A 15,441-nucleotide genomic window follows, 5' to 3' on the forward strand; every position below is an offset into this window, starting at 1 on the left:
TACTGCTCAGGGGAGGGTTTTTGCAGCGGGAAGCTCCCGCCCCCTCCTACTTGGCTGCCCGCTGCCGGGAGACTTCGTAAAGCGAGATGCCCACCGCCATGGAGGCGTTCAGCGATTCCATGGCGGAATCAATGGGAATGGACACGATCTGGTCGCAGTTCTCGCGGACCAGCCTGCTGAGGCCCTTGCCTTCCGAGCCCACCACGATGCACACGGGTTCCGTAGCAAGCGTCAGGTCGGGCAGGGAAACGTCGCCGTCGCCGTCCAGGCCCAGGACGAAGATCCCCATGTTCTTGAACTGCTTCAGGGCGTTGTTGAGGTTCGATGCCCGGGCTACTGGTACGCGGACTGCGGCGCCGGCACTGGTCTTCCAGGCCGAGGCGGTCACTCCCACGGAGCGGCGTTCGGGGACGATGACGCCGTGGCCGCTGAAGGCGGATACCGAGCGGATGATGGCGCCGAGGTTGCGGGGGTCGGTGATGCCGTCCAGCGCCACGAAGAGCGGCGCATTGGAGATGTGGCCCTTCTTCCATTTATCGACTGTGTCTTCAGCCAATTCGTAGGCGTCCTGGTAGTCATACGGCGGAATCTGCAGCACCAGGCCCTGGTGCACGGCATCATCGGTCATCCGGTCCAGTTCAGGTTTGCCTGTTTCCAGCAGCGGGATGCCGCGCTCGGCCGCGAGCTTCAGCGATTCCTTGACGCGGTCGTCCATTTCGATGCGGATGGCGACGTGCAGTGCCTTGGCCGGGATGCCGGCGCGCAGGGCTTCCACTACCGAGTTGCGGCCGGTGACGACTTCCTCGGTGGCGCGGCCCTTGGGACCGGACCGGGCTGCCCCGGCGCTGCGGGCGCCCGGGTTGCGCTTGGCTGCGGAGCGTTCCGAGAGCTGCTTGGCCTTGTGCGCTTTGTGGTACGGGCGGTCCTCCGCCTTGGGCGTGGGGCCCTTGCCTTCCAGGGCCTTGCGGCCGTGGCCACCGGTCCCGATGGTTGGGCCCTTCTTCGCTTTAACCGATCGGCGACCATTGTTGGCCATTGTGTTCCACCCTTGATTGTGTTGACTGAGTCTGCCTACCAGTCTACTGAAGCAGGAAAAATCGCCCGCTCCGGAGCCAGGTGCCTGCTGGCGGCGGCCCGGTCAGTCCCGCTTCAGGCTCCAGGTGGGACCGTCCGGCCCGTCTTCCACCACCACGCCGGCGGCGGCCAGGGTGTCCCGGATGGCGTCCGAGGCGGCCCAGTCCTTGGTGGCCCGGGCTTCGGCGCGGGCGGCGAGCTGCGCTTCAACGAGAACACCCAAGGCGGCGTGTTCCTTGCCTCCGCCCTCGAGGGGCTGCTGGACGGCGTCGAGCCCAAGGACTTCGGTCATGGTCATGACCGCTGCCAGGGCATCACGGCCGTCCTGGTCGGAGCCTTCGGCAAGGGCCGTGTTGCCGGCGCGCACGGTCTCATGCAGTGCAGCCAGGGCCCGGGGGACGTTGAGGTCATCGTCCATGGCCTCGGAGAACGCCTGCAGCGCCCCGGCGGCGGTGCCGGTGTTGCCCTCGACGAAGCCGGCGCCGGATCCAAAGCGTGTAGTGGCTTTGGCAATGAACCCATCAATGCGTTCGACGGCGGCCGCGGCCTCCTGCAGGGAAGTGGGACGGTAGTCCAGGACGGAGCGGTAGTGCGCCTGCCCCAGGTAGTAGCGGACCACCCGCGGCGATGCGAGTTCGAGCATCTCGGCCGGGCTGATGGTGTTGCCGATGGACTTCGACATCTTTTCGCCCTCGTAAGTCACCATGCCGTTGTGCATCCAGAAGCTGGCGAACGGGTGGCCTGCGGCCTGGGACTGGGCCATTTCGTTCTCGTGGTGCGGGAAGCGAAGGTCAAGGCCGCCGCCGTGGATATCGAACTCGGTGCCAAGGTATTTGGTGACCATTGCGGAGCATTCCAGGTGCCAGCCCGGACGGCCGGCGCCCCACGGGGAGGCCCAGCTCGCCGTCGTCGGCTCTCCCTCTTTGGAACCCTTCCACAAGGCGAAGTCGCGTGGGTCTTTTTTCCTGTTGCTGAATTGGGCCTCGACGTCCGGCGCTGCCTGCATATCGTCAATGTTCTGCCGGGTCAGGGCACCGTACTTGCTCCAGGAACGCACATCGAAGTACACGTCTCCGGAGCCATCCGGGGCGGGGTAGGCGTGGCCGCGGTCGATCAGCTGGCTGATGAGGGCGTGCATCTCGGGGATGTGGCCGGTGGCGCGCGGCTCGTAGGTGGGCCGGGAGACACCCAGGGTGTCGTAGGCCTTGAGGAATTCCTGTTCGTAACGGTAGGCCAGCGCCCACCACTCTTCCTCGCGGACCGCGTCCGGTCCGGAGTCGAAGCCGGGTTCGAAGGATTCTGCGGACTTGGCCAGGATCTTGTCGTCGATGTCTGTGACATTCCGGACCACCGTTACCCGGAAGCCGCGGTAGGTCAGCCAGCGGGTGAGCTGGTCGAATGCGATGGCCGAGCGGATATGGCCCACGTGGGGCATGCCCTGCACCGTGGCCCCGCAGTAGTAGAGGCTGGCCTTGCCCTCGACGAGGGGCACGAAGTTCCGGACTTCGGCGGAGGCGGTGTCATAGAAGCGCAGGGTCACCGCTCCAGATTAGCTGATGGGAAGGTGCGGCCTTGGATACACCAAAGCGGTGGCCACCGCGGAGATGCCTTCTCCCCGGCCGGTAAATCCCAGGTGGTCGCTCGTGGTGGCCGTGACACTCACCGGCGCGTCGGCGGCGTCGCTCAGGACCTGCTGCGATTCCTCCCGGCGCGGACCGAACTTGGGCCGGTTGGCGACGAACTGGACAGCAATGTTGCCGATCTCGAACCCGGCAGCGCGGACAATCCGCGCCGCCTCGGCCAGCAGCGTGGTTCCCGCGGCGCCGGCGAACTCTGGCCTGTCCGTGCCGAAGTGCGTGCCCAGGTCACCCAGCCCGGCGGCGGAGAACAGCGCATCCGCAGCCGCATGGGCCACGGGATCACCGTCCGAGTGCCCGGCGAGGCCGCGCTCCCCGGGCCACAGCAGTCCGCCGAGCCACAGCGGGCAGGGCTGGTCTTCGGGGGCGTAGGCGTGCACGTCCAGGCCAATGCCGGTGCGGGGAATGATCATTTCAGCAGGTTCCATTGCTAGCCTTCCACCCAGCGCGCACCGAGCGGGCCCTCCAGGAGCCCTTCGGCGAGGATAAGGTCCAGCGGAGTGGTGATTTTCAGGGACTGGGTGGACCCCCTGACCACGTGGACGGGGATCCCGAGTATTTCCACGAGCATTGCGTCGTCGGTGACCGCTGCTGACTCGTTCTGGTCCAGGCCCCGCGCCGCCTCGTGGGCTTTCAGCAGCGTGTCGAGGTGGAACCCCTGGGGAGTCTGCACCGCACGGAGTTCCTCGCGGGGCGCTGTTCCGGTCACCACCTCCGGCGCCAGGTGGGCGTCCTTCCCCGTGGTGGCCGCGACCGTCTTGACGGTGTCCACCACCGCCACGGCAGGAATGACCGCAGCCGCCCCTGCGGCGAGTGCGTCAGTGACGCGGTGGAAGACCGACTCCGGCGTGAGGGCACGGGCGGCGTCGTGCACCAGCACTGCCTCTATGCCGTCCATCAGGGCCGCCAGGCCGGCACGGACGGACTCTGCCCGGGTGGCGCCGCCGTCCACGATGGAAAGGAGGGGACCGCCGTCGGCCAGTTCCTGCCGGAAGTCCTCGCACAGCCGGCGGAGCGTGTCCTCTCCGGGGGGCAGCGCGATGCACACCTGGCTGCCGGTTCCGGAGGCCACAATGCCGCGGAGGGCATGCATCAGGATAGGTTCGCCGCCCAGCGGCACCGCGGCTTTCGGGATGCCGTAGCCCAGCCTCTGCCCTGAACCTGCTGCCACCAGGATCACTGCGGTGACCGGGCGGGTGGGTGTTTCGCTCATGCGGACTAGCCTACGTCCCTGCAGGCCGCGGGCGCCTGAGCACCTGCGGTTGAATCTTAAGGTGCGGCTTTTGGGCAAAAAGAAGCCCCAGTGCCACATAGGTGACACCGGGGTTCAATTCTTAGGAAGCCAGGACCTCGTCGAGAACGCTTGCGGCCTTCTCCTCGTCGGTCTTCTCAGCCAGCGCCAGTTCTGAAATCAGAATCTGCCGGGCCTTGGCCAGCATTCGCTTCTCGCCTGCGGAAAGGCCCCGGTCGTGATCGCGGCGCCACAGGTCGCGAACGACCTCTGCAACCTTGATGACGTCACCGGAAGCAAGCTTCTCCAGATTTGCCTTGTACCTACGTGACCAGTTGGTGGGTTCTTCCGTGAACTCGGCACGAAGCACATCGAATACGTGCTCCAGGCCTTCCTTGCCCACTACGTCCCGAACCCCAACAAGGTCAACGTTCTCTGCTGGAACTTCAATGGTCAGATCACCCTGGGCCACCTTGAGCTTGAGATACATTTTCTCTTCGCCCTTGATGGTGCGCATCTTGATTTCTTCAATCTTCGCAGCACCGTGGTGAGGGTAAACTACTGTCTCGCCGACCTCAAATACCATGTGGACATTTCCCCTTTCCCGCTGACCAGTTTATCACGATTCAGGCATATGACCGGCCGGGAAGAGAGCCGGGAACCGCAGAAATACGCGGAAAATAGGCCTAATCGGACCCCTTCACCCCCTTGACGAACACGGATAATAGTGCATGCAAGGGGCCTGAAGGAAGGGTGATGTGACACCGCCGAATCCGCGTTTGGCCTGCTTTGCGGATAGGCTATGCGTGATTAATGTTTCAAGACTCTTGAGGAGTACGCGACGTGCGTTTCACTGCGATGACCCGGGCCCAGCGCGGCAAACTGGCACTGACGGCAGCCGCCCTTGGCGTGGGCCTGCTGGCGTCGGGCTGCGGGTACACCAATTCCCAGCAGACCACCGCCCGTTACCAGGCGTCGGACGGCATCATCGCCGACCTCGGCCCGCTCCAGCTCCGGAACATCCTGATCGTCTCCGCGGGCGAGGACCAGCCGGGCCGCCTGATCGGCGCCGTCTACAACTCCTCTTCCCAGGACGTGACCCTCACGGTCAACGGCGCGGAAGGTTCGCAGACCGAAGTTCCCGTCAAGGCCAACTCCTCCACCCTGCTTAACGAGAGCTCCGACGAAGCCATCCTCAGCACCACGGGCGGAATCCCGGGCTCGCTCGTGGACGTCAAGATCAGCGAAGACGGCACCAACGTCAGCAACACGGTGAAGGTTCCCGTGCTGGACACCACGCTGCCCGAATACAAGGAGTACCTGCCGGCCGGGAGCACTCCGGCACCCACCTCAGCCAGCCCGTCGCCGTCGGAATCCGAAGAAGCCGCCGGGGGCGACGGCCACTAGGCAGCCGCGCTGGCCGCCAGCATTCACGCATACAAAAGGAGGGGCCTGGCGGACCCTCCTTTTGTATGTCATTCGTCAACTGTCGCCTGTCCTGCGGCAAGTCAACCGGCCGCCAGGGCCGGCGCCTTATGGCTCGAACTTGTAGCCCAGCCCCCGCACGGTGACCAGAAACCGCGGTGCTGACGGATCAGGCTCGATCTTTCCGCGCAACCGTTTCACGTGGACGTCCAGGGTCTTGGTGTCCCCCACGTAGTCGGAACCCCAGACACGGTCGATCAGCTGGCCGCGGGTGAGCACGCGACCAGAGTTGCGCAGCAGCATTTCGAGGAGCTCGAACTCCTTCAGCGGCAGCAGCACCTGTTCCCCGCCCACGCTGACCACATGGCGTTCGATGTCCATCCGGACCGGCCCCGCCTGCACGGTGGAGGAGACGAGTTCCTCCGGTTCGCCCTGGCGCCGCAGTACCGCCCTCACCCTTGCCACGAGTTCGCGGGAGGAATAGGGCTTGGTGACATAGTCGTCGGCGCCAAGTTCCAGGCCCACCACTTTGTCGATTTCGGCGTCCTTGGCCGTCAGCATGATCACCGGGACGCTGGACCGCTGCCGGAGCTGGCGGCACACTTCCGTGCCGGAGAGTCCGGGAAGCTGCAGATCCAGCAGCACCAGGTCCGCGCCATTCCGGTCGAATTCGGTGATGGCGTCCAGGCCGTTGTCCACGACCTCCACCTCAAACCCTTCCTTGCCCAGCAAATAGGACAGGGGATCGCTGAACGACTCCTCATCCTCGACAATCAAGATCCTGCTCAAGCTGTTGCTCCTCGTTCTGTTGCGCCGGCGGCGCCGGGTCCTTGGGTGACAGGTGGCTCTTCCAGGCTTTTCCGGAGGCCAGGGGCGGGGGCAGCGGCAGGATCCGCCTGTTCCCCTCCGTCCTGGCCTTCCATCTCGGGAAGCCGGAGGGTGAACGTGGATCCCTGCCCGGGCTGGGACCACAGGGTCACCTCGCCGCCGTGGTTGGAGGCGACGTGCTTGACGATGCTCAGGCCCAGGCCGGTGCCCCCGGTATGGCGTGACCGTGCCGAATCCACCCGGTAGAAACGTTCGAAGACGCGTTCCTGGTCCTCGGGGCTGAGTCCTTCACCCTGGTCCGTCACAGAGATCGAGACCAGGCCTTCCCTGCTGCGGACGCCGATCCCCACCCGGGTATTTTCCGGGGAGTAGCGGATGGCGTTGTCGATCAGGTTGCGGAGGGCGGTGACCAGCAGGTCCTGGTCCCCGAAGACCTTCGCGTCTGTCCGCCCGCCCACCACGATCCGGATGTTCTTGCTCTCCGCCGGAAGCTGGGACCGGTCCACGGCCTCGGCTATGACGGCGTTGACGTCAACCGGCCTGCCCTGCTGCGCCACGCTCGCCCCCTGCAGCCTGGACAGCTCGATGATGTCCTGCACCAGTGCGGCCAGCCGGCCTGACTCCTTATGCATGCGTTTGGCGAAGCGCCGAACGGCAAGTTCATCATCCGCCGAGGACTCCAGGGCTTCGGCGAGCAGCGAGATGGCGCCCACGGGGGTTTTCAGCTCGTGGGAAACGTTGGCGACGAAATCGTTCCGGATCTCTTCGGTCCTGGTGATCTCCGTGCGGTCATCCGCGAGCAGCAGGATGTATTCCTCACCGAGCATGGCGGCCCGGACCTGGACGATGATGGTTCCCTGGCCGAGCGGGCCACGGGGAAGCTCCAGCTGCTTTTCCAGGATGACGCCGTCGCGCCGGACACCCGCCGTCATGTCCAGCAGTTCCTTGTGGACCACAGTGTGGCCGCGGACAAGGCCGTAGGCGTAGGCTGCCGGGCTGGCCCGGACCACGCCGTCCACGGCGTCAACCACCACGAAGGCGCGGCCGACGACGGCCAGCACCTCGGCAGCGCCCGGCGGCAGGGCCGGCTCTTCAGTGTCCACGTCCAGCAGTTGCCGCTGCCGCTCGCTGACCCGGTACGCGAGCACCCCGAACGTGCCGAGCGCCAGGCCGACAAGGCCGGCCACCAAGCCGATGAGCATAGGATCCACAGCTCCACCTTATGCTCTGGAAGACGCTGATCGGCGCGTCCGGGCCTCCTCCTGCGACGGTTCAACTAACGTTCACCTTCAAGGGCCTCGCCGTTTACCCGGTGCTGGCAGAGTAGCCAGTTGGAGTGCCGATTGGCGACGCGATTCCCGCTGCCCGGACCGGGCCCGGCGGGAGTTACAAGGAAAGGACGCCCACGTGCGTAAGGTTTTTCAGGAAGAGCTGACCCAGGTCGGCGACCAGCTCGTGGAGATCTCCCGGCTGGTCAGCGAAGCAATGGACAAGGCCACCACCTCCTTTGAAGTGGCGGACGTAGACCTTGCGCAGGACGTCATCGCTGCGGACGCCCGCATCGACTTCCTGCAGAACAGCCTCGACGAGCGCGCTATCGACATCCTGGCGCTGCAGGGGCCGGTGGCCAGCGACCTGCGCATGATTGTGGGCTCGCTGCGGATGAGCGCCTCCCTCGAGCGGATGGGCGACCTTGCCCGGCACATTGCCCAGCTGGCACGCCTGCGCTACCCGTCCACCGTCATTCCGGAATCCATGACCGGCACCTTCAAGCGCATGGCCGAGCTGGACCAGGAAATCGCCGACAAGCTGACTGTCCTCCTGGAAACCCGCGACCTGGAGGTGGCAAGGGATATCCTCAAGGCGAATACGGCCATCAACGACCTCCACCTCAGCGTCTTCAAGGCCATCGCCGCACCGGAGTGGAAGGAATCGCCCGCCACCACGGTGGATGTTGCCCTCGCCAGCCGCTACTTCGAACGCTTCGCGGACCACGGCGTTTCGGTGGCCCAGAAGGTCACCTACCTGGTGACCGGTGCCTGGCAGCCCACCGGGACAGAACACAGCTAAAAATTCTCGGGAGTTTTTCGGGAACAACGACGGCGGGCTGGCCACCCCAGGTGACCAGCCCGCCGTCGTTGTTTCACTTTTGACGCAGCGCGTTCTTCGGCCGGAGTGCGTCCAAGGGTGGGCCCCGGCGACGGGATTCCCTGGCCGAGCTTGCGAGGCTAGGGAGACGTCGGGGCGAACGACCGAGCACCCGGCGAAGAACCGCGAAGTTTTACTTCTTGCCCTGGTTCGCTACCGCCAGGATGGCCTGTTCCGCGGCTTCCGGGTCAAGGTAGGTGCCGCCGGGCTTGATGGGCTGGAAGTTCTCGTCCAGGTCGTACACCAGCGGGATGCCGGTGGGGATGTTCAGGCCGGCGATGGCTTCGTCGCTGATGCCGTCCAGGTGCTTGACCAGGGCACGCAGGGAGTTGCCGTGGGCCGTGACCAGGACGGTCTTGCCGGCCTTGAGGTCCTCCTTGATGTCCGACTCCCAGTACGGCAGCAGGCGGACCAGGACGTCCTTGAGGCATTCCGTGCGCGGGAGTGCGTCACCCAGGTCCGCATAGCGGGGATCGTGCGCCTGGGAGAACTCGGAGTCGTCGTCCAGCGGGGGCGGCGGGGTGTCGTAGGAGCGGCGCCATTCCATGAACTGCTCCTCGCCGTACTCTGCGAGGGTCTGGGCCTTGTCCTTGCCCTGCAGGGCGCCGTAGTGGCGTTCGTTCAGGCGCCAGTCGCGCTTTACAGGGATCCAGCCGCGGTCGGCCTTGTCCAGTGCGATGTTGGCCGTGTTGATGGCCCGCTTCAGCAGGGAGGTGTAGAGGATGTCCGGGAGAACATTGTTCTCAACCAGGAGCTCGCCGCCGCGTGCTGCTTCCGTGCGGCCCTGGTCGTTGAGGTCTACGTCCACCCAGCCGGTGAACAGGTTCTTGGCGTTCCATTCGCTGTGGCCGTGGCGCAGCAGAATCAGCTTGTAAGTCATGATTTTCATCCTAGCCGAGCGCCGCCGCCGCCTGCCCAGCGTTACAAGCCCGGCCCCGGGGACGCGGCACCTCCGGCTGCGGGGATAAGGTGGGGCCGTGGTGCAAAAGGCTGAACGGGTGACTGCCCCGCAGATTTCCGGCAGGAAAAGCACCGGCAGGCCGGTGGGCAACGTGACCCGTGGAACCACCAATCCCAACCGGATGCGCCGGGTGGACCGCTGGCTGGCCGGCCCGCAGGCCTGGCGGCTCCGGAACGCCGCCGACCCCCTGGTGGTGGACCTGGGATATGGCGCGACGCCCGCCACCGCCGTCGAACTCTTTGACCGGCTGGCTGCCGTCCGCCAGGATGTGCAGGTCGTTGGAATCGAGATTGAGCCGGAACGCGTCCGCGCCGCCCTCCCCCTGCAACGGCCCGGCTTGAGCTTCCGCGTGGGCGGCTTCGAACTGCCCGTGGCGGGACGGCCGGTCCTGGTACGGGCGTTCAACGTCCTGCGGCAGTACGAGGAAGCTGATGTTCCCGGTATCTGGCGGCTGGTTCAGGACCGCCTGAGCCCTGGCGGCCTGTTCATCGACGGCACCTGCGATGAGATCGGGCGGCGCGTCACGTGGGTGGCGCTTGACGCCGAACGGCCGCTGTCCCTCAGCATCTCAGTCCGTTTCGGCAGCTTCGAACTGCCTTCGGACGTTGCCGAAAGACTGCCCAAGGCCCTGATCCACCGCAACGTTCCCGGAGAACCGGTCCACGCCCTGATGCAGGCCATGGACCGGGCATGGCTGGGGTGCGCGCCGCTCGCGTCCTTCGGGAACAGGCAGCGGTGGCAGGGCATGTGCCGGACGTTGCGGGACGCGGGCTGGCCGGTGCAGGACGGGCCGGCCCGGTGGCGGCTGGGCGAGCTCACCGTGGGGTGGGACGCCGTGGCTCCCCTGGCCTGAGGACGCCGGAAGCGGGGTCCCTGCGGGCAGGCTCGCGGCCCTGGGAAACCCGGGGTGGGTTGTGCTGCGAAAGGCGCGTTCAGTCCACCGGCTGGCTACCAGGGACCATAGGGGCCGGTGTTGCGGCTGCCGCCCCGGCCTGCGTCCTTGACTGCCGGCCGCACGTCCGCCAGGTAAACGGACGCGGCCACTACGGCCGCGAGGCCGAACAGGCCGAGCGTGCCGAAAAAGCCGCCTCCGCTGCCGAAGAACGAGATGACACCAATCAGGGCTGCACCGCCGGTCAGTGCGAGCCAGAAAGTCTTGGTCCTTTTGCCCGTGGCCTCGAACGCGTTGGCACGGTGCCGGGCGCAGTCGGCTACAGCCCACAGCTCAAGGCCGAGCGCCACCAGGGCAAGAATAAAGAACACTGCCTGCTCTACAGGCCGAATAATCAGTTCACCGTCCACAAGCCCAGCCTAGCCGCCCAGCGAGTCCAGCGCCCGCTTCAAATCGGACCAGAGGTCCTCCACGTTTTCGATTCCCACACTCAGCCGCACCAGGTTCTCCGGAACGCTCGCCGGCTCGGCGGTGTGCCGCCGTCGGCGTTCGATGAGGGACTCAACGCCGCCCAGCGACGTCGCGGGAAGCCACAGCTGCAGCGCGCGGACGAGTTTGTCGGCAGTGTCAGCGCCGCTCAGTCCTGCGGCGGGGGCAACCTGCACGCAGATGATGGAGCCAAACCCCTTCATCTGGACCTTGGCCCGTTCATGGCCGGGATCCGCGGTCAGGCCAGGGAACCGGATGGACTCGATGGCCGGGTGTGCGCCAAGGCGTTCAGCCAGCACCGTGGCAGAGGCCTGGGAGCGTTCTATCCGCAGCGCCAGCGTCCGCAGTCCGCGCAGCGCCAGCCAGGCCTCGAACGGTCCCGCGATCCCGCCGTGGATGGTCCGGTGGTGGAGCAGGGCCGAGCGGATGTCTGCGTTGGACGTCACCAGGGCGCCCAGGACGACGTCGGAATGGCCTGCCAGATACTTGGTCACCGAGTGCAGGACGACGTCGGACCCCAAGGCCAGGGGCTGCTGGACAAGGGGCGTGGAGAAGGTGTTGTCGGTGACGACGATGGCGCCGGCAGCGTGCGCGGCTGACGTCAGGGCCTCGATATCGGCGATGCCAAGCATGGGGTTGGTGGGGCTTTCCAGCCACAGCATGGAAGCAGCACGGGCGTTGGGTCCATTCGGTGCCAGGGCGGCCTTGACGGCGTCCGTATCCGCGATGTCCACGGTGCGCAGTTCGACGAATTCCTTCTGCGCCAGTTCGGAAGCCATCACCAAGGACCCGGAGTAGCTGTGCATTGGCATGACCAGCACTCCCCCTGGGGGGATCAGGGAAAGGGCCGAGCTGACCGCCGCAAGCCCCGACGAGTAGAGCAGCCCCGGCAGCTTGGAACCTTCAAGCTGGCCGAGCGCCTCCTCGAAGGGATCCCAGGTGGGGTTGGAATACCGGCCGTACCCGCGGTCGCCGTCCCCGAGGGCTCCGGTGCCAAAGTATGTGGAGGAAAGGACGACAGGGTGATTGACCGGCTGGTCCCTTTCCCTGGGGGGACGTCCGGCCGCAACCACCACCGTTTCGGCTGACAGCGCGCCGGCCTGCTGTTCGGAGAGACTCATGGTGAAAGCGTACTGTCCGGCAGCAGTCCCCCGGAAAGCTGTTACCCGCAGGGGCACCGGCCTCCGTCCACAGGCCCGATCGGTTTTGTCAGCGGGGATCGGTAGGCTTGATGGGTGAGCAATCAAAGGGCCGGGCTTTTCATCGCGTTTGAGGGCGGCGACGGCGCCGGCAAATCAACGCAGGCTGCCCGGCTTGCAGAAGCCCTGGAATCCCGGGGCCTCACCGTCCTGCGTACCCGTGAGCCGGGCGGAACTCCCATCGGCGAAAAACTGCGTTCGCTGGTACTTGATCACGGCCACGGCCACATCGATGCCCGCACGGAAGCGCTCATCTTTGCCGCTTCCCGGGCCGCGCACGCCGCCCAGGTCATCCGGCCCGCCCTGGAACGCGGCGAGATCGTCCTGACGGACCGTTACATCGACTCATCGGTGGCCTACCAGGGGGCAGGACGCGGACTGGGCGAGGACGCCGTACGGTCCCTTAACGAGTGGGCCACCTCCGGCCTGCAGCCCCACCTCACCGTCCTGCTGGATGTCGAGCCCGCCGTTGGCCGCCGCCGCCGGACAGCCGGCGATGCTGCCGAAGACCGGCTGGAATCTGAAGCTGATGACTTCCATACCCGTATCCGGGATGCCTTTTTGGAGCTGGCCCGCAGCCGTCCGGAGTCATACCTCGTGCTGCCCGCCCACCACCCGGTCGATGGGCTGGCGGAGCGCATCCTCGAAGGAGTGGACAGTCTCCTGGCCGCGCACCACGGCGTCCCGGCAGATATTCTTCCGGGACATGAGCCGTCGGCAGGTGGCCGGCCGTGACGGTGTGGGACGACCTGCAAGGGCAACCCGCCGTCGTCGAACAACTGCGGCAGGCCTCCAGCGGCGAGGGGCTCACGCACGCGTGGCTTTTTACCGGCCCGCCGGGCTCCGGGCGTTCGAACGCGGCGAAGGCCTTTGCCGCGGCACTGAACTGCGACCAGGACGACGTCAGCCAGCGCGGATGCGGCCGCTGCTCCGCCTGCCTGACCATCCTGGGTGAGACCCATTCGGATGTCACGTTCGTCCGGACCGAGAAGGTCACCATCACCATTGACGAAGCCCGGGAGCTGGTGGCCACCGCCGGCAACAGGCCCTCGACAGGCCGGTGGCGCATCATCGTGGTGGAGGATGCGGACCGGATGGCCGAGCGCACCACGAATGTCCTCCTCAAAGCCATCGAGGAACCCACTCCCCGGACCGTGTGGATGCTCTGCGCCCCGTCCCCGGCGGACGTCCTGGTGACCATCCGCTCGCGCTGCCGCAGCGTGGCTTTGCGGCTGCCGCCTGCCGCTGACGTCGCTGCCCTGCTGGTGAAGCGCGACGGCGTGGATCCGGCGCTCGCTGAGCGTGCGGCCCGGGCGGCGCAGAGCCATGTTGGGATCGCCCGCCGGCTGGCGCGCGACCCCGCCGCCAGGGAACGCCGGCTGGAAACTGTCCGGTTTCCGCTCGGCCTGCGGGGCGTCACCGCGGCAGTGATGATGGCAGACAAGCTGGTCAAGATCGCCACCGCAGAGGCCAACAGTTCCAATGAGGAACGGGACGCCGCGGAGAAGGCCGCGCTGCTGGCAACACTGGGCGCACCGGACTCCGGGACGCTTCCTCCGGCCATGCGCAGCCAGGTAAAGCAGCTGGAGGACGACCAGAAACGGCGGGCCAAACGGTCCATCACGGACTCGCTGGACCGGACGCTGACGGATCTCCTGTCCTTCTATCGGGATGTGCTGATCATCCAGCTCGGGAATGCCGTGGAGCTCGTGAACGTTGAGCTCAGGAGTGATTTGGAGGAGTTCGCCAACCGCTCCACGCCGGAATCAACGCTCGCCCGGATGGACGCCATCAACAAAGCCCGCGAACGCATCACCACCACCAACGTTGCACCGCTGTTGACCATTGAGTCCATGGCAGCCAGCCTGATCTAGCCCTTCAAGGAGACCGATGACTGCCCGCCCCCTGCCAGTACGCCCGCGATTCGCGGCGGCCGGCGTCCGCGCCCTCGGGGCCATGGTCCTGGCCATGGTCCTGGCGTCCTGCAGCCTCCTGAATGGTGAAGACCGCAGCCAGGAGGCGGCCACCGCCAAGGCGGACCCGTCGATCGTGGCGTCTGCACCGGAAGGGCTCGAGGAGTTCTACTCCCAGGAGGTCGTCTGGGAGCGGTGCGAGAACGAGTTCCAGTGCGCCAACGTGACTGTGCCCATGGACTACGGCAACCCCGACGGCGAGACAATCCAGATTGCCGCGCTGCGGGCTCCAAGCACGGGAAAGAAGACCGGCAGCCTCCTGGTCAACCCTGGCGGTCCAGGCGCGTCTGGCTATGACTTCGTCAAGGATGCGGCCGGGACGCATTTTTCCCAGGCCGTGCGGGACTCCTACGACCTTGTGGGCTTTGACCCCCGGGGCGTGAAACGCTCAGCCCCCGTCACGTGCATGACCGACGCCGAACGGGATGCCGCGAGGGCCAAGATCTACGACCTCGAAACCGATGCCGGACTTGCCGAGGTCCTGGCGGACAACAAGGCGACTGCGGCCCAGTGCGAGGAGCAGACGGGTCCGGTGCTGGGGAACATCGATACGGTCAGTTCCGCAAAGGACGTGGACATTCTTCGGGCCGTGGTCAATGATCCGAAACTCAACTATCTTGGCTACTCCTACGGCACGTTCCTGGGCTCAACCTACGCTTCCCTGTTTCCTGACAACGTGGGAAGAATGGTGCTGGACGGAGCACTGGACCCCTCCATCAGCAACGAAGAGCTGACCAGCGGGCAGGCCCGTGCGTTCGAGAAGGCAATCCGCGCCTATGTTGCCAGCTGCCAGGGCCAGGACGGCTGCCCCCTGAGCGGGGACGTGGATTCCGGCGTCCAGCAGATCCGCGACCTGATCGCCGCGGTCCAGCAAACGCCGCGGACCGCCAAGGACGGGCGGGTGGTGAATGCCACCATGTTCGTCAGCGGCCTGATCACGCCGTTGTACAACGACCAAAGCTGGCCCGCCCTCACCCAGGCCCTGGAAGCGGCAATGACGGGAGACGTCAGCCTCATGCTGCGGCTCGCAGACCTGGGGGCCGACCGCTCTTCCAACGGGACGTATACGTCCAATTCCACCTTCGCCTTCAATGCCATTAACTGCCTTGACTACCCCATGGAGTCCGATACAGCCGCCATGCGTGCGGAGCAGCAGCGCCTGATGCAGGACTCACCCACCTTCGGGTACTTCTTTGCATACGGAGGCACGAACTGCGTGGACTGGCCGTATGAGAGCGTGCGCACGCCGTCGCCGGTGGAATACGACGGCGGCTCCCCCATCGTTGTCATCGGCACCACCGGCGACCCTGCCACCCCGGTGGAATGGGCGTCATCGCTGCGCAAGCAGCTGGGCAACGCTGCACTCCTCACGTGGGAAGGCGAAGGCCACACCGCCTATGGCCGGTCCAACAGCTGCATCGAGGACGCCGTGGACCGCTATCTGGTAAGCGGCCAGGTTCCCGCCGACAACACGGTGTGCTGAAGGCCTCACCCTGTCCCGGGCGCCCATTTTGACCCGGGCGCCGGGACTCTATTACAGTTGACTCTTGCATGAAGCGCCCGGTTTTGCCGGAGATTCGTGCG

At 66.1% G+C, this 15,441-nt stretch carries 16 protein-coding genes; 6 read left to right on the forward strand and 10 right to left on the reverse strand.

Going from position 1 to position 15,441, the window contains the following annotated elements:
- Positions 1 to 46 precede the first annotated feature (46 nt).
- From rlmB to NFU08_RS06695, 5 genes are all read right to left on the reverse strand, one after another.
- Positions 47 to 1,036, reverse strand: coding sequence for a 23S rRNA (guanosine(2251)-2'-O)-methyltransferase RlmB (gene rlmB, locus NFU08_RS06675; protein WP_066273821.1), 990 nt, complete (start codon positions 1,034 to 1,036; stop codon positions 47 to 49).
- A gap of 102 nt (positions 1,037 to 1,138) precedes the next feature.
- The gene (cysS, locus tag NFU08_RS06680) at positions 1,139 to 2,614 is read right to left on the reverse strand and encodes a cysteine--tRNA ligase (RefSeq protein WP_251421637.1); all 1,476 of its coding nucleotides are present in this window, start codon (positions 2,612 to 2,614) and stop codon (positions 1,139 to 1,141) included.
- A 9-nt stretch (positions 2,615 to 2,623) separates the two neighbouring features.
- The gene (ispF, locus tag NFU08_RS06685; RefSeq protein ID WP_238340877.1) at positions 2,624 to 3,139 is read right to left on the reverse strand and encodes a 2-C-methyl-D-erythritol 2,4-cyclodiphosphate synthase; all 516 of its coding nucleotides are present in this window, start codon (positions 3,137 to 3,139) and stop codon (positions 2,624 to 2,626) included.
- Positions 3,140 to 3,141: 2 nt separating this feature from the next.
- Positions 3,142 to 3,924 (reverse strand): 2-C-methyl-D-erythritol 4-phosphate cytidylyltransferase, encoded by a 783-nt coding sequence (gene ispD / locus NFU08_RS06690; RefSeq protein WP_251421640.1) that lies wholly within the window; start codon positions 3,922 to 3,924, stop codon positions 3,142 to 3,144.
- 121 nt (positions 3,925 to 4,045) lie between these two features.
- Positions 4,046 to 4,528 (reverse strand): CarD family transcriptional regulator, encoded by a 483-nt coding sequence (locus NFU08_RS06695; protein WP_011690592.1) that lies wholly within the window; start codon positions 4,526 to 4,528, stop codon positions 4,046 to 4,048.
- 257 nt (positions 4,529 to 4,785) lie between these two features.
- Here NFU08_RS06695 and NFU08_RS06700 point away from each other — a divergent pair, with 257 nt between their 5' ends.
- On the forward strand, positions 4,786 to 5,349 hold the full coding sequence (locus tag NFU08_RS06700) for a hypothetical protein (protein WP_374724860.1): 564 nt from the start codon (positions 4,786 to 4,788) through the stop codon (positions 5,347 to 5,349).
- Between the two features lie 126 nt (positions 5,350 to 5,475).
- Here NFU08_RS06700 and NFU08_RS06705 read toward each other — a convergent pair whose 3' ends face one another.
- A complete protein-coding gene (locus NFU08_RS06705) occupies positions 5,476 to 6,156 on the reverse strand; it encodes a response regulator transcription factor (RefSeq protein ID WP_066273817.1) in 681 nt (226 codons plus the stop codon).
- Positions 6,153 to 7,397 carry a cell wall metabolism sensor histidine kinase WalK gene (locus tag NFU08_RS06710; RefSeq protein ID WP_174178762.1) on the reverse strand — a complete coding sequence of 415 codons (1,245 nt, stop codon included), beginning with the start codon at positions 7,395 to 7,397 and terminating at the stop codon, positions 6,153 to 6,155. The genes NFU08_RS06705 and NFU08_RS06710 overlap by 4 nt, the downstream gene beginning before the upstream one ends.
- A 205-nt stretch (positions 7,398 to 7,602) precedes the next feature.
- Here NFU08_RS06710 and phoU point away from each other — a divergent pair, with 205 nt between their 5' ends.
- Positions 7,603 to 8,265, forward strand: a complete 663-nt coding sequence (gene phoU / locus NFU08_RS06715; RefSeq protein ID WP_104189080.1) for a phosphate signaling complex protein PhoU — start codon at positions 7,603 to 7,605, stop codon at positions 8,263 to 8,265.
- A 211-nt stretch (positions 8,266 to 8,476) separates the two neighbouring features.
- On the opposite strand, the gene NFU08_RS06720 is transcribed toward phoU, so the two are convergent.
- Positions 8,477 to 9,223 (reverse strand): phosphoglyceromutase, encoded by a 747-nt coding sequence (locus NFU08_RS06720; protein WP_251421643.1) that lies wholly within the window; start codon positions 9,221 to 9,223, stop codon positions 8,477 to 8,479.
- A 97-nt stretch (positions 9,224 to 9,320) separates the two neighbouring features.
- Here NFU08_RS06720 and NFU08_RS06725 point away from each other — a divergent pair, with 97 nt between their 5' ends.
- On the forward strand, positions 9,321 to 10,157 hold the full coding sequence (locus NFU08_RS06725) for a class I SAM-dependent methyltransferase (RefSeq protein WP_397425342.1): 837 nt from the start codon (positions 9,321 to 9,323) through the stop codon (positions 10,155 to 10,157).
- Positions 10,158 to 10,252: 95 nt separating this feature from the next.
- On the opposite strand, the gene NFU08_RS06730 is transcribed toward NFU08_RS06725, so the two are convergent.
- Positions 10,253 to 10,606, reverse strand: coding sequence for a DUF2516 family protein (locus NFU08_RS06730; protein ID WP_174178642.1), 354 nt, complete (start codon positions 10,604 to 10,606; stop codon positions 10,253 to 10,255).
- A gap of 9 nt (positions 10,607 to 10,615) precedes the next feature.
- Complete coding sequence (locus tag NFU08_RS06735; protein WP_174178644.1) at positions 10,616 to 11,806, reverse strand: PLP-dependent aspartate aminotransferase family protein; 1,191 nt, start codon at positions 11,804 to 11,806, stop codon at positions 10,616 to 10,618.
- 114 nt (positions 11,807 to 11,920) lie between these two features.
- On the opposite strand from NFU08_RS06735, the gene tmk reads away from it, so the two are divergent.
- From tmk to NFU08_RS06750, 3 genes are read left to right on the forward strand one after another with little or no spacing between them, the layout of a single operon-like run.
- Positions 11,921 to 12,619 (forward strand): dTMP kinase, encoded by a 699-nt coding sequence (tmk, locus tag NFU08_RS06740; RefSeq protein ID WP_174178646.1) that lies wholly within the window; start codon positions 11,921 to 11,923, stop codon positions 12,617 to 12,619.
- Positions 12,616 to 13,758 (forward strand): DNA polymerase III subunit delta', encoded by a 1,143-nt coding sequence (locus tag NFU08_RS06745; RefSeq protein ID WP_174178648.1) that lies wholly within the window; start codon positions 12,616 to 12,618, stop codon positions 13,756 to 13,758. The genes tmk and NFU08_RS06745 overlap by 4 nt, the downstream gene beginning before the upstream one ends.
- 16 nt (positions 13,759 to 13,774) lie before the next feature.
- A complete protein-coding gene (locus NFU08_RS06750; protein ID WP_251421649.1) occupies positions 13,775 to 15,340 on the forward strand; it encodes an alpha/beta hydrolase in 1,566 nt (521 codons plus the stop codon).
- Positions 15,341 to 15,441: the final 101 nt, after the last annotated feature.

It is taken from the genome of Pseudarthrobacter sp. NCCP-2145 (assembly GCF_023708005.1).
In the GTDB taxonomy this organism is placed as follows: Bacteria; Actinomycetota; Actinomycetes; order Actinomycetales; family Micrococcaceae; genus Arthrobacter; species Arthrobacter oxydans.

What these genes read in the sequence shown, in the direction of transcription:
- NFU08_RS06735 (WP_174178644.1), bottom strand. Translation starts at nt 11,806, where the DNA reads ATGAGTCTCTCCGAACAGCAGGCCGGCGCGCTGTCAGCCGAAACGGTG.
- NFU08_RS06720 (WP_251421643.1), bottom strand. Translation starts at nt 9,223, where the DNA reads ATGACTTACAAGCTGATTCTGCTGCGCCACGGCCACAGCGAATGGAAC.
- ispD (WP_251421640.1), bottom strand. Translation starts at nt 3,924, where the DNA reads ATGAGCGAAACACCCACCCGCCCGGTCACCGCAGTGATCCTGGTGGCA.
- rlmB (WP_066273821.1), bottom strand. Translation starts at nt 1,036, where the DNA reads ATGGCCAACAATGGTCGCCGATCGGTTAAAGCGAAGAAGGGCCCAACC.
- NFU08_RS06695 (WP_011690592.1), bottom strand. Translation starts at nt 4,528, where the DNA reads ATGGTATTTGAGGTCGGCGAGACAGTAGTTTACCCTCACCACGGTGCT.
- ispF (WP_238340877.1), bottom strand. Translation starts at nt 3,139, where the DNA reads ATGGAACCTGCTGAAATGATCATTCCCCGCACCGGCATTGGCCTGGAC.
- NFU08_RS06750 (WP_251421649.1), top strand. Translation starts at nt 13,775, where the DNA reads ATGACTGCCCGCCCCCTGCCAGTACGCCCGCGATTCGCGGCGGCCGGC.
- NFU08_RS06710 (WP_174178762.1), bottom strand. Translation starts at nt 7,397, where the DNA reads ATGCTCATCGGCTTGGTGGCCGGCCTTGTCGGCCTGGCGCTCGGCACG.